Source organism: Marinactinospora thermotolerans DSM 45154 (assembly GCF_900167435.1).
Lineage (GTDB): Bacteria > Actinomycetota > Actinomycetes > Streptosporangiales > Streptosporangiaceae > Marinactinospora > Marinactinospora thermotolerans.
Genome location: NZ_FUWS01000034.1, coordinates 1 through 2,024, shown reverse-complemented (window position 1 = coordinate 2,024; position 2,024 = coordinate 1). Strand labels below are relative to the sequence as shown.

The window sequence follows — 2,024 nt, the reverse complement described above, 5'->3', positions numbered from 1 at the left end:
TCCATCCCCGCGTGCGCGGGGCTCACAGAAGATGACCTGCGGCTTTGCGGGCCGTTATCTCCGCTTTATAAACCTCCGGAGCCCACCGGAACGACTGACAAGCCGACATCAGCGATAGCCATTCTGCCGGAACGCCTCCCTTCCCAGAACCGCGAACCGGAAAACCACCCCACACATGTGCACGAGGAACCCTCAGATGGACCAGCCCCGCATGCACAGGGAACTCGGCCGCCCCTTCGCAAGCTCGGGCACCGTGACCGCATCGCCACATCATGTTCCGGCGCCCTCTCTACCAATAGGTTCAGGATGGGACGCCTGCTGACGGAAGCGCTGTTAGCGACACTTCCCTATGACTCTAGGAGATGGCTTGATCGGCGCTAAGGAAAGCGACAAGGGTGAGGCCGTTGTCGCCGTTCAACGCCTCATCGGATACGCCGGGTTCACTGACGAGCCGGGTCCGGCCGGCCTGAACGGCAACTGAGGGCCGGCGACTTCTACTGGCTCGCCGGCCACCCGCAAAAGCGCCGACTCCAGCGTGAAGGCGGCCAAGAAGGTGACCGGTACCGCCCACGCGCAGCTCACCTGCGCGGTTATCCGCAAGAGAGGTTCCCCTGGGGGCCGACACAGGAAGCCCCAGGTCCCCATCGCGCACAACACCTGCTGCACTTTGTCCGCCCGAAAGTGAAGCTGGGACTGAGATCGTTGGTGTCGCCGTCTCGGTGGCGGCATAGTTCTACGCTGCCGTATTCGAGCTGGCCATTTCCGTCCAAGATCTGGCAGCCTTCGGCTGCTCGAAGCAGACGGGCGGCTCTCCGAGAGTTACGACGCTCCCGAGGATTTCGATTTCGGCGGCCCCTGACGCATAGAAGCCCCACTCACCTATGTGCCAGCAGGGCTCTCTTTGTATTCTTCTCAGCTCTTCTTGCTGGCCTCGATCTCTTCGAGCGTCACGACTTTCGGGCCTCGTCGGCGTCGCGAGGTCGCGGCCGCCTTCTTCGCCACCGGCTGCCGTTTGGGTTCCTCCTTGGACTGTCCTCCCTGGCCACCCTCGCTGTAATCTCCGTCGAGCAGGGCCTCGATGGGGCCGGCGTGCTCTTCGCGGAGATCAAGGGTCACCTCCCGCTCGCCCCGCTGGAGGGTGTAGCGCTTGGTCGCGCGACCGGGCTGCCGGTCCACGTCGCAAACCGTGATAGTTAGTTCCATCGCCTTCCCATGCATGATTGCCGCCTTGGTAACACCGAGAGCACACCGTGTTCGTGACACTGACACAGTGTTACCGATTCGGCGATGACATAGTGAAGCGAAACAGTAGCGGAAATCAACCAGAAGGTGAGTCCATTGGGGGCTAAGAAGATCGTCGACGAGCAGGAAGTCATCAGATGGTTCGAAGAAGGGCGTACTTACGCCTGGATGGTGGCGGAGTACAAACGAAAGTACAACATTGAGACCGTCCCCTCACTCTGGGGGAATTTCCGGCGCCGTCGAGGCCTGGAACGGCGCATCGTCCGAGACGATGACCTGATTCCGTGGCACGTCCTTCCTGAGCACCGCTGGTCCTACCCCGTGGCGATGCTCCGGGTGGAGGCGCGACGGCGTGCCGGCGCGAAAATCTCGAAGGACGAGGCTAAGCGCCTGGAGAACTGGAAGGCGTTCCTGGAGGAGGAGGACGCGGTCATCCACTACGACCCCGAAACCAAGGACGGCTTCCACTACATCCCACGTCAGCCTGGCGACGATGATCTGATTCACCGCCCGAGCCGAAAGACCACTCCCCGACCGCGAGCTGATTAACCCCCGGATCCCCGCGTGCGCGGGGCTTACCAGCAGAGCAGTACCCCGACGTGCCGAGATACCGGTCCATCCCCACGTGCGCGGGGCTTACAGCGGAACCGACCGCGACCGGGCTGGCTGGGGCGGTCCATCCCCGCGTGCGCGGGGCTTACGACGGAGTCCACCCGCACCGGTTCCGCCACCACGGTCCATCCCCGCATGCGCGGGGCTTACGAATCCCGGCGTGGTCAGCC

2 protein-coding genes are annotated in these 2,024 nt (G+C 63.2%); one reads left to right on the top strand and one right to left on the bottom strand.

Annotation, left to right across the window (positions count from 1 at the left end; translation table 11 throughout):
* Positions 1-912: 912 nt before the first annotated feature.
* The gene (locus tag B5D66_RS24830) at positions 913-1,203 is read right to left on the bottom strand and encodes a hypothetical protein (protein WP_144390361.1); all 291 of its coding nucleotides are present in this window, start codon (positions 1,201-1,203) and stop codon (positions 913-915) included.
* A 135-nt stretch (positions 1,204-1,338) separates the two neighbouring features.
* On the opposite strand from B5D66_RS24830, the gene B5D66_RS24825 reads away from it, so the two are divergent.
* Positions 1,339-1,791, top strand: coding sequence for a hypothetical protein (locus B5D66_RS24825; protein ID WP_078764252.1), 453 nt, complete (start codon positions 1,339-1,341; stop codon positions 1,789-1,791).
* Positions 1,792-2,024 lie beyond the last annotated feature (233 nt).

Coding starts and splice junctions, on each gene's coding strand:
- B5D66_RS24830 (WP_144390361.1), bottom strand. CDS start 1,203: ATGGAACTAACTATCACGGTTTGCGACGTGGACCGGCAGCCCGGTCGC.